Origin of the sequence: Pontibacter sp. FD36, assembly GCF_015686655.1 — a bacterium.
Taxonomy (GTDB): domain Bacteria; phylum Bacteroidota; class Bacteroidia; order Cytophagales; family Hymenobacteraceae; genus Pontibacter.
In genome coordinates this window covers 214,737-232,264 of sequence record NZ_JADPMP010000009.1, presented here as the reverse complement: position 1 = coordinate 232,264, position 17,528 = coordinate 214,737, and the positions used below count along the sequence as shown (strand labels likewise).

Genomic DNA, 17,528 nt, shown 5'->3' with positions numbered 1-17,528 from the left:
TATACCTGTGCGCGGTATGGTTTTGGCGGTAAGGTATGGCAATACCATATTATTCTGATAAATTAGCAAACTAAACGTTAACAACACCTAAACACATGCATATCAACCTTAAAACTAATTTTCTGGCTGTCGTGCTTTTGTGCTTTGCCTTTGTAGCGCAGGCGCAGCAGAAAAAAGAAGTCACGCTGGAGGACATCTACCGCAATGGCACCTTCTCGGCCAAGTCGGTGTACGGCGTGAACTGGATGAACGACGGCCGCTACTACAGCTCGCAGGTAGCGGACGAGAAGAACGGCGTAAACGACATTGTGCGCTACGACGTGACTACAGGCCAGCCGGTGAACACCATCATCGAAGGCGAAGACCTGAAGCCGGAGGGCAGTGACAAGCCAATTAAGTTTGATGGCTATACCTTCAGCTCAGACGAGAAAAAGGTATTGTTCGCTACTGAAAGAGAGCAGATCTACCGTCGCTCTTCAAAGGCTGATTTTTATGTGTACGACATCGCCTCAAAGAAACTGACCAAGCTGAGCAATGGCGGCAAGCAACTTTACGCTACCTTCTCGCCAGATGCCCGTCGTGTGGCTTTTGCCCGCGAAGGCAATATGTTCTTCGTGGACCTAAGCAACATGCAGGAGACGCAGATCACCAATACGGGTAAGTTCAACTCCATCATCAACGGTTACGCGGATTGGGTATACGAGGAAGAATTTTCGTTTGCACAGGGTTTCCATTGGTCACCGGACGGCTCTAAGATCGCTTTCTATACCTTTGATGAGACCAACGTGCCGGAGTTCAACATGCAGATGTGGGGCGAGCTATACCCGCAAGACTACAAGTTCAAGTACCCGAAGGCTGGTGAGGCTAACTCTATCGTAACGGTATCGGTGTACAATGTGGGCAATGGCCAAACAGTGAAGATGGATACCGGCAACGAGGCCGACATCTACATCCCGCGCATCAAATGGACAAACGACAGCAACTTGCTATCTATCCAGAAGATGAACCGTCTGCAGAACACACTGGAATTGCTGCACGCCAACGCGACAACCGGTAAGGCCAGCGTGGTGCTGAAGGAGACAGACAAAGCCTATATCGATATCACTGACGACCTGACTTACCTGAAAGATGGCAAGCACTTCATCCACTCTTCTGAGAAAGACGGCTTCAACCACCTGTACCTGCACAACATGAACGGCAAACTGGTGCGTCAGATCACAAAGGGTAACTGGGAAGTGAGCAACTACATCGGCTACGACGAGAAGAACGACCGCCTGTACTACATGTCTACGGAAGTATCGCCGCTGGAGCGCCACCTGTACAGCATCAACAGCAAAGGCAGCAAGAAAAACCGCCTTACTGAGAAAGCTGGTACGCACCGCGTGAACATGAGCAACGACTTCAAATATTTCCTGGACTACCAGTCTGCTGCTAACGAGGTGCCTACTGTAAGCCTGCACACGGCTAAAGACGGTAAGTCAATTAAGGTGCTGGAGGATAACCAGAAGCTGAAAAACACACTGGCCCAGTATGATATCGCCAAGCAGGAGTTTTTCACCATGAAAACCCCGGATGGCACGCAGCTGAACGGCTGGATGATCAAGCCAACTGATTTCGATCCGAAGAAAAAATACCCGGTATTGATGTTCGTGTACGGTGGTCCTGGATCACAGACGGTGAACAACAGCTGGGGCGGTGCCAACTACCTGTGGTACCAGGTGCTGGCCAGCAAAGGAGCCATCGTGGTGAGCGTGGACAACCGTGGTACTGGTGCCCGTGGCGCTGATTTCAAGAAAGTGACTTACGCGAACCTCGGCAAGTATGAGATTGAAGACCAGATCGAAGCAGCCAAGTGGTTGGGCAACCAGCCTTACGTGGACAAAGACCGCATCGGTATCTGGGGTCACAGCTACGGTGGTTACATGACGCTTCTTGGCCTGACCAAAGGCAATGGTGTGTTCCGTGCAGGTATATCGGTAGCCCCGGTGACGAACTGGCGCTTCTACGATACTATTTATACAGAGCGTTACCTGAAGACGCCGCAGGAAAATGCTGCTGGCTATGACGACAACTCGCCGTTGTTCTTTGCCGACAAACTGCAGGGTGAGCTGTTGCTGATCCACGGTACCGGTGACGACAACGTGCATTTCCAGAATGCGGTGGCCATGCAGGACGCCCTGATCAGCGCCAACAAGCAGTTCGAAAGCTTCTACTACCCGAACCGTAACCACGGCGTGGGTGGCGGCATCACGAGCCTGCACCGCTTCAAAATGATGACCGATTTCCTGGAGCGCAACCTGATCAACCCGACTACTAAGCAGAACCAGTAAGGTATAGCTAGTACTAAGGACTTTCAGAAAAAGACAAAAGTCCTTCTAGGTATAACATGTTGCTATACCTGGAGCGAAGGCTGAAAACTGAAGTTTATACCTGAGCAACAAGGCTCGCCAGCAATGGCGAGCCTTGTTGCTTTTATGGCCTAGCTGTTCTTTCGTTGCAGGGCATTGAGGTGCAGGTATAGCCGCTGCTTTTCTGTGTCAGGTATAGCAAACTGGTTTATTTGAGTGTGTAGTTGTGTCTGTTCCTTCTCGGTAAGCGGGGTATGGCCATGCAATTTCTCCAGCACCGTTTTGATGAAAGAGGCTATTTGGTCGGCCTGGCCTGTGAAGTGGTTGAGCAGGTTAAGCAGGTCCCGCACAAAAGCATTGCAGCTGTGGTCGGGGTAACGCACCTTATGGTCTATTTCGCTCCAGCCTTCCTCGAAAAGCGTGCGCAGCTGTATCTCTGCAAAGTAGCGCTGTCGTTTAGGCTGGGTGCTCACTACAAAGTGCACAGCCCGGTAGCCGTGATCGTGCAGACGGATGTTTACACCGGCTTTTTCAAATTCTTGAATGGTAGTTGTAGCTGTACCAGGGGAGATATAGGCGAAAGGAGGGCGCTTCAGTTCCCAAGTGGCTTGTATGTGTTTTCCCAGAGCATGCCAGGTAGTCTTGTGTAGGTATAGCACCCGCACCCCAGCCAGGTCATTGATCCAGTTGACGTAATTATGCTCGTCAATGTGGCGGTCAGGATACTCTGATTTCTTGCGGATCACCTTGCGCAACAGGTGCAGCGGGTCCTTTACCCGATAGCGCACAGCATGCACTTCGGGTAGGTGCTGCAGGCTTTGGGCTGTCTGCGCTGCAATCTCCAGTAACTCTGGCTTACGCCGTAGAAAGTCATGGTAAATGCCCACCAGCGTCTGCGGTGCTATACCTTGCGCACGCCATTCTGACTCGCCCAAGCCAAGCGAGTTGAGTAACCTGGAAGCAAATTGTCCCGAACTTGTGTTTTTATTCAAGCCTCTAAGTCGCTGTTTCTAAATACTTACGTGATAAACCGTTGAAGGAAAATGGATGCCCGAAAGTATTTAGGTATAGACTATTCTTTTACCCCAAGCTGTGCATTAATCAATGGCGTTTTGGGAGCCAAAAAGAACCCTGTGAGACTTGCAAACATGATCGGGATAAAGTGCTGGAAGCCGGTGAGTGTCGCGAGTAAAATAATGGTGCTGATAGGAGTGCGGGTAACACAGGCATTGATAGCTGCCATACAGCTAATAAGTATAAGCGGTAGGTTCTGTCCGGGGAACGCCTGGTTGACGATCATTCCTACAGTAGCTCCCACAAAGAAGAGCGGAATGATAAATCCACCCCGCCATCCCGAGGTAACCGTAAAGCTGATAGCTAGAATCTTGGCTACCAGTAGCAGAAGCAGAAACCCTAATGTGAATTCCTCCGCTAGGAGCACATTGAGTTCGTCGTGGCTGAAGTAACGCGAAAGCGGGACATAATAGGCAATGATGCCGATCAGTAAACCCCCTACGGCCATTTTCACATAGATCGGTACCCTGAATTTTTTGAAAAGAGCCCTGCACTGACGCACGGTGAAAATAAAAAGCCAGCCTGCCGCAGTACCTGCCAGCGCATAGAGCATAGCGTAGAAGAAGTCGTTTAGCTCAGGGGTAGAGTACACGGGGAAGTTCCAGGTGGGGCCTATGCCGATGTGTGTGATCAGGATAAAAACAACATAGCTGGAGCAACTGGCGACAAAGGCAGGTATAAGCGCCTGGTAGTATTCTACTACATGCTTATGATGCAGGATTTCCAGAGCAAACAGAGTGCCTCCGAGTGGTGCACCAAAGAGGGCAGTAAAAGCAGAGGCCATACCTGCTATTGTTAAGGATCGGAGGTCTTCCCCTCTTATCTTGAGCTGTTTTGCGATCCAGGTACCGGTGGAGCCAACTACTTGTACCAAAGGCGCCTCAGGTCCGGCACTACCGCCACTTGCAATACACAACCACGACGACAAGATCATGGAAGGGTTGTTCTTTGGCTCCAGGTGCCCTCCTTTAAAGCGGATATTATTGACAATAAGATCCATCTCACCGGGGTCGCCGAGATAGTGGATGATAAGTCCGGCGAGTAAGCCGGCCCCGGCCATTAGCGGTATAACATACAGACCCTGTACAGGTGCCAGAAAGTGAAGCAGCCCCTCCAGAACCATCCAGTAAATGCCTGCGATGATACCCCCAATTATGCCAATAGCTACCCACAGCAGGAATATCTTGCTGAATACAAATGGGTTAAACTGTAAAGGATAGTTAATCTGGTTCCGCAACGTAACGGCCAGTCTTCTTCTTTTAAAGTCCATCCTGCAAAGGTACGGAGAAATGCAGGGATGGGTAAAGGAGGACTCGGATTATGAAGCTTCTACATTTCTTTCTGTCCTTTTGGGGATGGAAGAAATCTGGATTATTTCGCAGCTTCCGTCTACCTGCAGTTTAGCTGGCTTTCTCAGGCTCTCGTCACAAGAGTGTTCAGAAGAGAGGATTCCTTACAACTTCACACAAATATTCTGCGGCTCAGTGAAAAATCGCAGCGCCTCAAAACCACCCTCACGTCCTACACCCGAGTTCTTCATGCCGCCAAAAGGGGTGCGGAGGTCTCGCAGGAGCCAGGTGTTTACCCAAATGATGCCGGAGTGTACCTGATGCGCGACACGGTGTGCGCGATTCAAATTCTGCGTCCAGATGGTGGCAGAGAGGCCATAGTCGGTGCAGTTAGCGTATTGGATCACCTCTTCTTCGGTGTCGAAAGGGGTGAGCGTGACAACCGGGCCGAAGATTTCCTCGGTGTTGGTGCGGCAGTTGTAGGGCAGGCCTTCGATGATAGTCGGGGCGATGAACCAGCCATTTTTGCAACGTCCTTCTACCTGCACCTGATTTCCACCCGTCAGGATAGTGCCGCCTTCCTGTTTAGCCAGTTCGATGTAGGAGAGGACCTTTTGCATGTGCTGTTCCGATACCACCGCGCCCATTTTCGAGCCTTCTTCCATCGGGTCTCCAACCTGCATGGCCTTTACCTTCTCCACAAAAGCATCGCGGAATTTCTCGTACAGCGGGCGCTCAATAAATATGCGGGAGCCGCAAAGGCAAATCTGTCCTTGGTTGGCAAAAGAGGAGTGGATGGAGGTATGCAGGGCGTTGTTGAAGTCGCAATCCGCAAAGATGATGTTCGGGTTTTTACCTCCTAGCTCAAGCGATAGTTTCTTGAACATCGGAGCCGCCGTAGCCGCAATAGTGCGTCCGGTGGCGGTACCGCCTGTGAAAGAGATAACCGGCACTTTGGGGTGCGCCGTCATGGCGGCGCCTACCTTGTGGCCGTAGCCATGCACGATGTTAAGCACACCCGTAGGCAAGCCTGCCTCTATGCATATTTCTGACAACATGTAAGCCGTCATGGGCGTGACTTCAGACGGTTTCGCCACCACACAGTTGCCAGCAGCCAGGGCAGGAGCTATTTTCCACGTAAACAGGTATAGAGGCAGGTTCCAGGGCGAAATGCAGCCCACCACGCCATGCGGATGGCGCACGGTATAATTGATGGCGTTGGTTCCTTCCATGTAATGCGCTTCCGAAGCGAAATGCTGAATCGCTGTGCCGTAAAAGCGCATGTTGCTACTCGCCCTGGGTATATCCACCGATTTTGCCAGCTTCAACGGCTTGCCATTATCCACCGACTCCGCCTCAGCCAGCCTGTCCAGATTCTGGTCAATCAGGTCAGCAATGCGCATCATAATCTGGCCCCGCTTCTCAGCAGGCGTGTTCGACCATGCCGGGAAGGCCTTCAAAGCCGCCAGCACCGCCTGTTCCACGTCCTGTTCGTCGGAGTCAGGTATAAGCGAGTAAACCTCGCCCAAAGCGGGGTTGTAATTGTCGATGTACTGCCCTGCCACAGGCATTACCAGCTGGCCGTCTATATAGTTATGTATGTGCTGCATGGTACCTCCCCCCGGCCCCCTCCTAAAAACAGGAGGGGGAGCTTTGGGGTTTATTGCTTTGTCAAAATGAGAACTCTATAAATTTCCCCCTCGCTACGAATGCCTTCGGAGTAAGGGCTTCTTAACTCCCTCCCTTGTTTTTAGGGGAGGGCTGGGGTAGGGTTACAAACTCCCCGTTCTGCCCCCATCAACCGGCACATTAATGCCATTGATATAGGCTGCCGCAGGCGTGGCCAGAAACGCTGCCGCAGCGGCTACTTCTTCGGGCTCAGCGAAACGGCGGGCTGGGATTTCGGTCATCATTTCTTCTTCTACCTTGTCCACGGCACTGTCGGTTTTTTTCGCTTTATTTTCGATGATGGACTCCAAACGACCGGTGCGGGTTGCTCCCGGAAGTACGTTATTCACTGTAATACCGAACTGCCCCAATTCATTGGCCATCGTCTTTGCCCAGCTGGCTACGGCACCGCGTATGGTATTCGACACGCCCAAGCCCTGCAAAGGCTGTTTCACCGATGTACTGATGATGTTGATGATGCGGCCATAGCCTGCGCTTTTCATCAGCGGAATGACTGCCTGCGCCAGATTGTGGTTGTTAATCAGGTGCATGTTGAAAGTACTCAAGAATTCTTCTGGCTTGGCATTCACAATCGGTCCGCCCGCTGGTCCGCCAGTGTTGTTCACAAGAATGTGCACCTGATCGTGTTGCTGCAGGTATACCTGTAGTTGCTGCACCAACTCGTCGGGCTTGCTGAAATCTGCTACCAGATAATCGTGTTGCTGGCCTTTGCTATTGTCCAGTTCCTGGGCTACCGCTTGCAGCTTGGCTTCGTTGCGGGCCACCAGTGTTACGCTGGCACCCAGTTGTGCCAGTTCCACGGCGATGGCTTTGCCTATACCTTGCGTGCTGCCGCACACGATGGCTCTTTTATCAGTCAGGTCTAAGTTCATAACTTAAAAGTACGCAAAAGGCTTTAAACTTGCACGGCAGTCTGAGCAGGTGCTATACCTGATTTACCATTTATGCTTACTTTTTCGTACATTCAAGCTACAAACCTAACCCGATAAAACGATGGCCATACAGCGACCTTTCAATTTCAAACAGTGGATAGAGGAACACCGCCATTTGCTTAAGCCACCTGTGGGTAACCAGCAGGTATACAAAGGCAACGACGATTTTATTGTGATGGTGGTCGGCGGCCCCAACGCCCGGAAGGACTACCACTACGACGAAGGCGAAGAGTTTTTCTACCAAGTGGAAGGTGACATTGTGCTGAAGATAATTGAGGATGGCAAGCCTGTGGATATTCCCATCAAAGAAGGTGAGATTTTTCTTTTGCCGCCTAAAGTGCCGCACTCCCCGCAGCGCCCCGCCAATACGGTCGGTCTGGTGATTGAGCGCTACCGCCGCGAAGGGGAGAAAGACGGTTTCATGTGGTTCTGCGAGAACTGCGGCAACAAGCTGCACGAAGACTTCACAGAAGTAACGGACATTGTGAAGCAGCTACCGGTTATTATGGGCAATTTTTGGGACAACGAAGATCTGCGTACCTGCGATACATGCGGAGAGGTGCTGCAGCCTCCTGCAAAACCTGCATAACGGAAGTTGTCATTGAGAAATCTGGATTAACTTTTGGCTGTCGGTTGTTATTGTATGGACAGGTCGCGACCTGTCCGAATCGTGCATGAGTTTTTCCAGTTATTTTGGTAAAGCCAATGGGAGATCTTCACAATTCCTTATCCCAAGCCAAATGTAAAACTGATAAAATGCGTATCTTGTTGGATTGCCTGATTTGGCCGTACACTTTATAGCCGTTTTTCGCCCGATTACAAACATGCAAAACCAGAAGCCTATAACCTCCATACCTGCCACAGACAGTCTTTTCAAGATTGATATTCACACGCACATCCTGCCCGCTACGTGGCCCGATCTGCGTGAGCGCTACGGTTATGGCGGCTTCATACGGTTGGAGCACCATAAGCCGTGTTGCGCCCGCATGATGATGGACGACAAGTTCTTCCGCGAGATTCAGGACAACTGCTGGGACCCTAAAGTGCGCATGCACGAATGCAGTCACCACCAGGTGGGCGTACAGGTGCTGAGCACAGTGCCGGTTATGTTCAACTACTGGGCTAAGCCCGAGCATACCTACGATCTGTCGCGCATGCTCAATGACCATATCGCAGGTATCGTATCAGACTATCCCGACCGCTTCATTGGCCTCGGTACTATACCGATGCAGGCCCCCGATTTAGCCATTAAAGAGCTGGAGCGGTGCATGAAAGAGCTGGGTATGGCAGGTATACAGATCGGATCCCACATTAACGACTGGAATCTCGACGCACCCGAACTATTCCCAGTTTTTCAGGCGGCTGAAGAGCTGGGTGCCGCTGTGTTTGTGCACCCCTGGGACATGTACGGCAAAGAGAAAATGAGCAAATACTGGCTGCCCTGGCTCGTGGGTATGCCTGCCGAAACCAGTCTGGCCATTTGCTCTATGATATTTGGCGGCGTATTGGAGCGTCTGCCGAAACTGCGTGTCGCTTTTGCCCATGGCGGCGGTTCTTTTCCTGCTACCATTGGCCGCATCGTACACGGCTTCGAAGTGCGCCCCGACCTCTGCGCGGTAGATAACAACGTAAACCCCCGCGAGTATCTGGGCAAGTTCTATTTCGACTCCCTCGTGCATGACCCACAGGCACTGGATTACCTCGTGAATCTGGTCGGTGCCAACAGCATTGCCCTCGGTACAGACTACCCTTTCCCGCTAGGCGAACTCGAGCCTGGAAAACTCATCGAATCGATGCCATATGACCGTGCCACCAAAGACCGCATGTTGCACGGCACCGCTTTGGAATGGCTGAATCTGGAGAAAATTCGGTTTGTGAAGGAGGGTCTGGGTAGAGCGAGGGAGAAGGTCTGAGGTTTTTTGCCGCACCGTTACACCACCCTTCTTTATAAAAAGCAAAAAGACATCATTTACATTCCCGTTTTATTCGATAACAGGCAAGGCTTTCAAAAGAAGCTTACTAATTAGGACCATACGCTTGCAACCCTTTATGTAAAGTAAGGGTCATCTTGGTAAACAATCATTTTGATAAGATGAAAAATAGAATCGCTACGGTATTATGCTTATGTATTTTTTTCCTAGGTGCAAGCTGCAAAAAAGAAGCTGATGAACTAACAATGGAGTCTAAGTTAGCAAGCAAATGTACTTTTGACGAGCGAAAAACTGTAGGCAAATTCAACAATGAGCAGGGAACAGTCACTTATCTGCAGGATTATGATGTTTACATGATAATAGGTGGTAATCCAAGCGACAACATGCCGGCAGGAACATTGGAGCCTTGCAATTTGCCAGAGGGATTCAAAAAGGATCGCCTGAAAGTTATCTTCAGCGGAGAATTAAAACAAACGTATTCAACGGAGTATAGATTAGGCTGGCCTTTAAAACTGACGGAAATCAAGCTGGCTGAAAATTAAAAAGGCATCCTGCATAAGTTCATTAAACTTTCTAACTCCTACCCAACCCTCCCCATTCCCCAATTTCCTGTTCATTTTCTTATCTTGCAGATTATTAGCGTTGGCCTAGACTGGGCTGCCGTCAGAATCTTACCCGCATCAGAAAAATGAACTACCAGAATAGCCTTGCCTTTGCGCAGGAACAAGATAACCTTGATCCACTCAAGCATTTCAAAGACCGCTTTTATTTTCCGCAGGTAAACGGCCGTGATGCCATCTACTTCTGTGGCAACTCTCTCGGTTTGCAGCCTAAGTCAGCGCAGATGTACATCGACAATGAGATGTACAAGTGGGCTAACTACGCCGTGGAAGGTCACTTTAAAGGTGAAGAGCCTTGGTTCAACTACCATAAGTTGCTCGCTGACGGCGCTGCCCGTGTGGTGGGAGCCAAGCCACAGGGGGTGGTGATTATGAACCAACTCACCGTAAACCTGCACCTCATGCTGGTGTCGTTTTACCGACCGGAGGGCAAGCGTATCAAAATCATTATGGAAGGCGGGGCTTTCCCATCGGACCAGTATGCGCTCGAGACGCAGGTGAAATTCCATGGCTACACCCCCGAAGAGGCCATTGTGGAGCTGTTCCCGAGAGAGGGCGAGCATACCCTGCGTACCGAAGACATTCTGCAAAGTATAGAAGAGCACGGCGAAGAGCTGGCGCTCGTGATGATGGGCGGTATCAATTACTACACCGGTCAGGTATACGACATGGCGGCGATTACAAAAGCTGGTCATGCCGTGGGTGCTGTGGTAGGCTTTGACCTGGCGCATGCTGCCGGCAACGTGCCTGTGCAGCTGCACGACTGGGACGTGGACTTCGCCGTGTGGTGTACCTACAAGTACCTCAACTCCGGACCGGGCGGCACCTCGGGTGTGTTCGTGCACGAGCGCCACGCCAACAACCCCGACCTGCCACGCTTTGCCGGCTGGTGGGGCCACGACGCTAGCGTGCGTTTCCAGATGAAAAAAGGCTTTATACCGATGGCTGGTGCCGAGGGCTGGCAGCTGAGCAACGGACAGATACTTCCCTTTGCCCTGCACCGCGCTTCACTCGAAATCTTTGATGAGGCAGGTATGGAGAACCTCCGCGCCAAGAGCGAAAAGCTAACAGGCTACCTTGAGTACCTGATTGACGACGTACAGGTAAGCAAAGACGTGCTGGAGATGATTACCCCGCGTGACCCGCAGGCCCGTGGTTGCCAGATATCGCTTCTGGTGAAGCAGAATGCCCGGGAGCTATTCGATAAATTGATGGAGGCTGGCATCATCGTCGACTTCCGTGAGCCGAGTGTGATCCGGGTAGCGCCTACGCCGCTGTACAATAGCTTTGAGGAGGTATACCGCTTCTCCGAAATACTGCATAGCTGTCTGGAAGGACATTGCTAAACAGCGATATGGCATTGCAAAAGACGGAGGCTTGTAACCTCTGTCTTTTGCTCCTAGTAATACTCTAATCAAGAATACCTACTATTTTTGCAGCCAAACTATGCTGAACTGCATTTTAATTCATTCGCAGGGCGTTTTGAAAGAGGGGATGTGATGATAACAGACAGGCTTATTATTTAAATTTTTTTATTGTGACACTTTAAGGTAATAAATGGCCGTTACGTTCGAAGATATACTGCTGGTCTCCTCTATCCTGCTCTTCATCAGTATTCTGATCAGTAAGAGCCTTGGACGGTTCGGGGTACCAGCCTTAATCCTGTTCTTAGGAGTAGGTATGCTGGCAGGTTCTGAGGGACTGGGGAAAATTTATTTCAATGACGCACAAACAGCACAGTCGCTTGGTACAGTCGCTCTGGCATTTATTCTGTTCTCCGGTGGTTTGGATACCCGCTGGGAAAGTACGAAGCCCATTCTGTGGCGGGGCGTTATTCTGGCTACGGTAGGGGTATTCATCACAGCCATTTCCCTTGGAGCCTTTGTATACTTTGTTACAGACTTCACCTTACTGGAGAGCCTGCTCCTGGGTTCTATTGTGTCGTCTACCGATGCAGCGGCTGTATTCTCCATTCTCCGCTCCAAAAACATCGGACTCAAGAACAACCTGCGGCCTACACTGGAGCTGGAGTCGGGCTCTAACGACCCGATGGCCTATTTCCTGACTGTCAGCTTCACATTCCTGATCATGAATCAGGAGGCGAGCATCTGGCAGCTTGTTCCCATGTTCTTTATGCAGATGAGCATTGGTGCCGTGGCAGGTATAGCGATGGGCCGGGCTATGGTGTGGGTCATCAACAGGATCAAACTGGAGCAGGAGGGCCTTTATCCGGCATTGACCATGGCGATGGTGATCTTTACCTATGCCTTCACGAATGTCATCAACGGCAATGGCTTTTTGGCGGTGTATGTGGCGGCGGTTATACTCGGTAACCGCAACTTCATCCATAAGCGAAGTCTTACCAAGTTTTATGATGGCATAGCCTGGCTTATGCAAATTCTGATGTTCTTAACACTTGGCTTGCTTGTATTCCCATCTCACATGCTACCGGTAGTGGGCACAGGTCTGCTGATTTCGATGTTCCTGATATTTGTGGCTCGTCCGGTGAGTGTGTTTTTAAGCATGGCTTTCTTCAAAAACACGATACAGGACAAGCTCTATGTATCATGGGTTGGCTTGCGTGGCGCGGTTCCTATTGTGTTTGCCACCTATCCGATGCTGGCAGGAGTAGAGAAATCGGATATGATCTTCAACATCGTGTTCTTTATCGTACTCACCTCCGTTATGCTGCAAGGCACTACGCTCAGCCCGGTTGCAAAATGGCTTAACCTGAGCGAAAAAGACAAGAAGCTGAAAAAGCACCAGTTCGATCTGGAAATGGAGTATGACCTCAAAAATGAGCTCACCGAAATAGAGGTTCCGGACAGTAGCCCTGCAGTTGGCAAAACGCTGGTAGATCTGCAATTCCCAAAAGGTGCGCTTATCGTGTTGATAAACAGGAACAGAAAGTTTGTGACTCCTAACGGTGCCACCATGCTGGAGCCCAAAGATAAGCTCTTCGTGATGACCGATAACGACGAGGAACTAACAAAGGTGAACGAGCTGCTTGGCTACGAGGTGGAGTAGGATAAACGATCAATCGGCTAATGTTTAAACGGCATCTTAAAAGCAAAAGCCTTACTTTTGCAGGGCAATGGCTTTTACCAAGAACATAAAGCGCTATCTTACCTACCCACTCATGTGGGTGATGCTGCTTTGGGCTGTCACACTGCCGGGCCACGAACTGGCTGTGTACAGTTACTTAGTGAAAGGCTCTGCTGATGAAGTAGCTCAAAGCCTCAGGTCAGCTACCAGCGAACAAGATGATTTTTCGGTAAAGCAGCAGACTGTGCAAGTCTTTCTGGACGCTAATACTGCTTCGGTCATCGTGCTGAGTCCGCAGCAGCTGATCAAATGCGTGTTCCAGACACTCACGTTTGCTCCTGCCATTGATGACACACCCTCTTACTCACCCCATGCGGCAGGAGCTGAACTCATCACCCAGCTTTTCCCCATCACCATACAACCCAACGCCCCCTAGGCAATCTCAGTTTTGCACTAATAAGTTTTCCTCTGATGCATGCCAACATTCAGCGCAGGCTCAGGGCATCTCCTTCTTTTTCATATAGAGCAAGTCAGCCTTATGCTGCTTTAAAGCCTGTTATGCTTATCAACCAGTAGGTATAGGACAGCTCTACATACTCATATTTCGCATGACTGATTTTGCAATAGTCATATCGTGGGTATCCATTTTCGGGTTACTCATCGGTATAGTCTTCCCTCAATGGAGTCTCTTTTGGTATGCAGGCGAGAAAAGCCGGATTAACTCCTTCATTATTTATAGCTCCCTGCTGATAATTTCATTTCTGCTGTTCGCTGTTTCAGCCTGAGATCACAGGAGCATATCATATAGCCAAAGTTATTTTAAAACCCTTTCATTTATCATGAACACTACTTATTCGAATGATCAAATCAGTAGCTGGATATCTGACCAATTACTAAACTTAGGTGTACCTGAACAAGCAGCTATGCACATCAACATGTTGGTCCTGATTTTGGCAACGGCCCTGTTGGTATACCTGGCGGATTTCTTTTCCAGGAAGATCCTGGTGGGTACCTTGCATAAGTTTGCGGCTAAGTCCAGCACGAAGTTGATAGAGTATCTGGTGCGCAATAAGGTGATCGTATACTTGGCCAGGATTGCGCCGCTCATTATTGTGGTGCAGGCTATACCTGTTGTGTTTGCCGATTTTACGAGCCTGATTTCGCCGCTCATCAAGTTAACAGACATCTACCTGATCATGCTGTGGGTGTGGGTGGCCCGAGCGCTTCTGCGCACCTTCAAAGATTTCCTTAAGACAACTGAAACCTTCAGAGACAAGCCCGTAGAAAGCTTCCTGCAGGTACTTACTATTTTTCTGTACTTCGTGGGTGGCTTACTTATTTTCTCCACCCTTACAGGCAAAGATGCCTGGACATTCGTAACGGCTATGGGTGCGGCTTCGGCGATACTGATGCTGGTGTTCAAAGACACGATCATGGGCTTTGTGGCAAGCATACAGGTGTCGACCAACGACATGGTGCGCATAGGCGACTGGGTAACCATGGAAAAGTACGGGGCAGACGGCGATGTGATCGAGATAAACCTGAACACCGTAAAAGTGCAGAACTTCGACAAGACCATCACCACGATACCGACCTACTACCTGATCTCCGACTCGTTTAAAAACTGGCGGGGGATGCAGCGCTCGGGCGGGCGGCGCATCAAGCGCTCTGTGTATATCAAAATATCCAGCATCCGTTACCTGTCTGACGAGGAGGTGAGCCGCCTGAGCAAGATCCAGCTACTGAAAGGCTATCTGGAAGAGCGCCAGCAGGAAATCAGGCAGTTTAACGCAGCCAACGAGATCGATAAGAGCCTTTTGATCAATGGGCGCAGCTTAACCAATGTAGGTGTGTTCCGGCAATACGTAGACGCCTACCTGAAGGCGCACCCGAAAACACACAAAGGCATGACCATGATGGTGCGCCAGCTCGAGCCGACCACCACTGGTATGCCGATTGAGCTATACCTGTTTGCCAACAGCATTGTGTGGACGGAATACGAGGCAATTATGGCTGATATTTTTGACCATCTGCTGGCTGCTGTGAAGTACTTTGACCTGGAGGTATTCGAAATGCCAGCGGCGGATGATGTGCGGAGCCTGCAGTTCAATTCGGTTACGACAGCCAATATGCGTTATCCCATGACGGAGCCCATGCAGAACTAAAGCGCCTGTAACCAGTTCGTTAAACATCGCTGGCTGTGAATCAGGTATAATAGGGAAGTCCCGTATCATTAAAAATCAAGGGACCTATACCTGTGAGCGGATAAAGTTTGATGTATATTGTAAGATTGGCAGCCTGTTGCTGTATTGTTTTCACACTACTTATTTCAGTATAACGCGATTATATGACACACCTTCCCCATTTAGTAATGGACCTGGGGCTGATACTCGGAGCTGCGGGTATCACAACACTGATTTTCAAAAAGCTCAAGCAACCACTTGTGCTGGGCTACATCATAGCGGGCTTGCTGGTAGGGCCGCACTTCAACCTTTTCCCGACCATCATCGAGATTGAAAACATCAACGTGTGGGCCGAGATCGGCGTGATTTTCCTGCTGTTCAGCCTCGGGCTGGAGTTCAGCTTCAAGAAGCTGGTAAAAGTAGGCGGCGCATCCTCCATCATGGCGGGCGTGGAAGTGATTGTGATGCTCTTGCTGGGCTACCTCACAGGCAAAATGCTGGGCTGGAGCACGATGGACAGCGTGTTCCTGGGCGGTATACTCTCCATCTCCTCTACCACCATCATCATCCGGGCTTTCGACGAGCTAGGCGTGAAATCGCAGCGTTTCGCAGGGCTGGTGTTTGGCGTGCTGATCGTGGAGGATCTGGTGGCGATCCTGCTCCTGGTGCTGCTCTCCACTTTGGCCGTGAGCCAGCAGTTTGCAGGCACCGAAATGCTGCAGGCAGTGCTCAAACTGGCTTTCTTCCTGGTGGTCTGGTTTCTGGCGGGTATCTTTCTTATACCTACTTTTTTGCGCAAGGCCAGCAAACTGATGAACGATGAGACCCTGCTGATCGTCTCCATCGCACTCTGTTTTATTATGGTGATACTGGCGGCGCAGGTAGGCTTCTCGCCAGCGCTTGGGGCGTTCATCATGGGCTCTATACTGGCAGAAACTACTAAAGCTGAGAAGATCGAGCACCTGGTCACCTCTGTGAAGGACCTCTTCGGGGCCATCTTCTTCGTCTCGGTAGGTATACTGATCAACCCGGCCATGATTGTGGAGTATGCCGGGCCGATCGCCTTGATCACAGTAGTGACGATTGTTGGCAAAATGGTGAGTATCACGGGCGGTGGTCTGATGGCCGGACAGGGGCTCAGGACTTCAATCCAGTCAGGTATGAGCGTGTCGCAGATCGGGGAGTTTTCGTTCATCATCGCCACTCTGGGGCTCACCCTCAACGTAACCAGCGACTTTTTGTACCCGGTAGCGGTGGCGGTTTCGGCCATCACAACGTTCACCACACCTTACATGATCAAGCTGGCCGACCCGCTGCACCGCTCCGTAGAAGGTATGCTGCCAGAACGATGGAAAACCTCGCTCAACGAGTACAGTTCGGGCGCAGAGACAATCAGCACCGTTAGCGACTGGAAAATAGTATTGCGGTCCTATGTCATCAACCTGGTTGTCTATTCAGTCATCCTGATTGCGATCGTACTGGCGTCTGGCAACTTTCTGTATCCGTTCATCACAGAGAACTTCATCAACGGTGTGTGGGGTGGTGTAGCGACGGTGGCGATTGCGCTGGTGTTCATGGCGCCCTTTCTGTGGGCGATGGCCGTATACCATCCGCAAAAAGAAGCCCAGGGCCGCATCTGGGCTAACCGCAACTACCGCAGCCTGATCATCGTCCTGGAGTTTACGCGGGTAGGTATAGCCATCCTGTTCATCGGATTTTTGCTCAACCAGGTGCTGTCGGTGCAGGTGGCCATTGTCGGTAGCCTGTTCATCATCGGTTTGCTGGTTGTTTTCTCGCGGCGTATCCAGAACTTCTATACCCGCATCGAAGACCGGTTTATGTCGAACCTGAATGCCCGCGAGATTGAGGCGGCCAGCAAAATGACGCATACGCTGGTGCCCTGGGATGCTCACCTGACTAGCTTCGAAGTATTGCCTAACGCGGTGGTCGTAGGTAAGAGTATGATTGAGCTGCAGATCCGTGAGAAGTATGGTGTGAATGTCGCCGTAATTGAGCGGGAAGGCCGCAACATTATGGCACCGACCCGTAACGAACGCATCTTCCCCGGCGATAAAATTTATGTATTCGGCACAGATGAGCAAATCGAGGACTTCAGCGAGTTTATTAACGAAGAGTTTATACCTAGTTCGAACGGCGAGACCACCCGGGAAGAAATAAGCCTGCAGAAACTGGTGGTGTCGCCTGCCTCCAAGCTGCTTGGAAAGACTGTGCGGGAATCGGGGGTGCGGGAGAAAACGAAAGGGCTGATTGTAGGTATAGAAAAGAACGGCGAGCGCATGCTCAACCCGGACTCAGAGCTGGTAATAGGGGAAGGTGATATTCTATGGATTGTGGGCAGTCCGTGGCGTATAAAACAACTGGAAGCCGCCCGTCAGGAAGCTTGAGAAAGATCATCC

General features: G+C 50.7%; 13 protein-coding genes. 9 read left to right on the top strand and 4 right to left on the bottom strand.

The annotated features are described in order from the left end of the window. The first annotated feature begins 95 nt into the window (after positions 1-95). Positions 96-2,330, top strand: a complete 2,235-nt coding sequence (locus I0P70_RS14440) for a S9 family peptidase (RefSeq protein WP_196119267.1) — start codon at positions 96-98, stop codon at positions 2,328-2,330. 149 nt (positions 2,331-2,479) lie between these two features. Here I0P70_RS14440 and I0P70_RS14435 read toward each other — a convergent pair whose 3' ends face one another. From I0P70_RS14435 to I0P70_RS14420, 4 genes are all read right to left on the bottom strand, one after another. Continuing rightward, the gene (locus I0P70_RS14435; protein ID WP_196119265.1) at positions 2,480-3,340 is read right to left on the bottom strand and encodes a RelA/SpoT domain-containing protein; all 861 of its coding nucleotides are present in this window, start codon (positions 3,338-3,340) and stop codon (positions 2,480-2,482) included. An 80-nt stretch (positions 3,341-3,420) separates the two neighbouring features. Continuing rightward, positions 3,421-4,692: a chloride channel protein gene (locus I0P70_RS14430; protein WP_196119263.1), complete on the bottom strand. Its 1,272-nt coding sequence runs from the start codon at positions 4,690-4,692 to the stop codon at positions 3,421-3,423. Positions 4,693-4,875: 183 nt separating this feature from the next. Then, complete coding sequence (locus I0P70_RS14425) at positions 4,876-6,321, bottom strand: aldehyde dehydrogenase (protein ID WP_196119261.1); 1,446 nt, start codon at positions 6,319-6,321, stop codon at positions 4,876-4,878. 162 nt (positions 6,322-6,483) lie between these two features. Beyond that, the gene (locus I0P70_RS14420) at positions 6,484-7,272 is read right to left on the bottom strand and encodes an SDR family oxidoreductase (RefSeq protein WP_196119259.1); all 789 of its coding nucleotides are present in this window, start codon (positions 7,270-7,272) and stop codon (positions 6,484-6,486) included. Between the two features lie 121 nt (positions 7,273-7,393). Here I0P70_RS14420 and I0P70_RS14415 point away from each other — a divergent pair, with 121 nt between their 5' ends. The 8 genes from I0P70_RS14415 to I0P70_RS14380 all read left to right on the top strand — a co-directional run bounded on the left by I0P70_RS14415 (position 7,394) and on the right by I0P70_RS14380 (position 17,516). Then, positions 7,394-7,921, top strand: coding sequence for a 3-hydroxyanthranilate 3,4-dioxygenase (locus tag I0P70_RS14415; RefSeq protein ID WP_196119257.1), 528 nt, complete (start codon positions 7,394-7,396; stop codon positions 7,919-7,921). A gap of 235 nt (positions 7,922-8,156) precedes the next feature. Further along, complete coding sequence (locus tag I0P70_RS14410) at positions 8,157-9,245, top strand: amidohydrolase family protein (protein WP_196119256.1); 1,089 nt, start codon at positions 8,157-8,159, stop codon at positions 9,243-9,245. Between the two features lie 179 nt (positions 9,246-9,424). After that, a complete protein-coding gene (locus I0P70_RS14405) occupies positions 9,425-9,805 on the top strand; it encodes a hypothetical protein (protein ID WP_196119254.1) in 381 nt (126 codons plus the stop codon). A gap of 146 nt (positions 9,806-9,951) precedes the next feature. Next, positions 9,952-11,229, top strand: coding sequence for a kynureninase (gene kynU / locus I0P70_RS14400; RefSeq protein ID WP_196119252.1), 1,278 nt, complete (start codon positions 9,952-9,954; stop codon positions 11,227-11,229). Between the two features lie 211 nt (positions 11,230-11,440). Then, positions 11,441-12,910, top strand: coding sequence for a potassium/proton antiporter (locus tag I0P70_RS14395; protein ID WP_196119250.1), 1,470 nt, complete (start codon positions 11,441-11,443; stop codon positions 12,908-12,910). Between the two features lie 67 nt (positions 12,911-12,977). Beyond that, positions 12,978-13,364, top strand: a complete 387-nt coding sequence (locus I0P70_RS14390) for a hypothetical protein (RefSeq protein WP_196119248.1) — start codon at positions 12,978-12,980, stop codon at positions 13,362-13,364. Positions 13,365-13,767: 403 nt separating this feature from the next. Beyond that, entirely contained in the window at positions 13,768-15,093 is a 1,326-nt protein-coding gene (locus tag I0P70_RS14385; RefSeq protein WP_196119246.1) for a mechanosensitive ion channel family protein, read from the top strand. A 182-nt stretch (positions 15,094-15,275) separates the two neighbouring features. Beyond that, complete coding sequence (locus I0P70_RS14380) at positions 15,276-17,516, top strand: cation:proton antiporter (protein ID WP_196119233.1); 2,241 nt, start codon at positions 15,276-15,278, stop codon at positions 17,514-17,516. Positions 17,517-17,528: the final 12 nt, after the last annotated feature.

Bases quoted from the DNA above. Each gene is read 5' to 3' on its own strand.
- I0P70_RS14440 (WP_196119267.1), top strand. From the start codon at position 96: ATGCATATCAACCTTAAAACTAATTTTCTGGCTGTCGTGCTTTTGTGC.
- I0P70_RS14430 (WP_196119263.1), bottom strand. From the start codon at position 4,692: ATGGACTTTAAAAGAAGAAGACTGGCCGTTACGTTGCGGAACCAGATT.
- I0P70_RS14425 (WP_196119261.1), bottom strand. From the start codon at position 6,321: ATGCAGCACATACATAACTATATAGACGGCCAGCTGGTAATGCCTGTG.
- I0P70_RS14420 (WP_196119259.1), bottom strand. From the start codon at position 7,272: ATGAACTTAGACCTGACTGATAAAAGAGCCATCGTGTGCGGCAGCACG.
- I0P70_RS14415 (WP_196119257.1), top strand. From the start codon at position 7,394: ATGGCCATACAGCGACCTTTCAATTTCAAACAGTGGATAGAGGAACAC.
- I0P70_RS14410 (WP_196119256.1), top strand. From the start codon at position 8,157: ATGCAAAACCAGAAGCCTATAACCTCCATACCTGCCACAGACAGTCTT.
- I0P70_RS14405 (WP_196119254.1), top strand. From the start codon at position 9,425: ATGAAAAATAGAATCGCTACGGTATTATGCTTATGTATTTTTTTCCTA.
- kynU (WP_196119252.1), top strand. From the start codon at position 9,952: ATGAACTACCAGAATAGCCTTGCCTTTGCGCAGGAACAAGATAACCTT.
- I0P70_RS14395 (WP_196119250.1), top strand. From the start codon at position 11,441: ATGGCCGTTACGTTCGAAGATATACTGCTGGTCTCCTCTATCCTGCTC.
- I0P70_RS14390 (WP_196119248.1), top strand. From the start codon at position 12,978: ATGGCTTTTACCAAGAACATAAAGCGCTATCTTACCTACCCACTCATG.
- I0P70_RS14385 (WP_196119246.1), top strand. From the start codon at position 13,768: ATGAACACTACTTATTCGAATGATCAAATCAGTAGCTGGATATCTGAC.
- I0P70_RS14380 (WP_196119233.1), top strand. From the start codon at position 15,276: ATGACACACCTTCCCCATTTAGTAATGGACCTGGGGCTGATACTCGGA.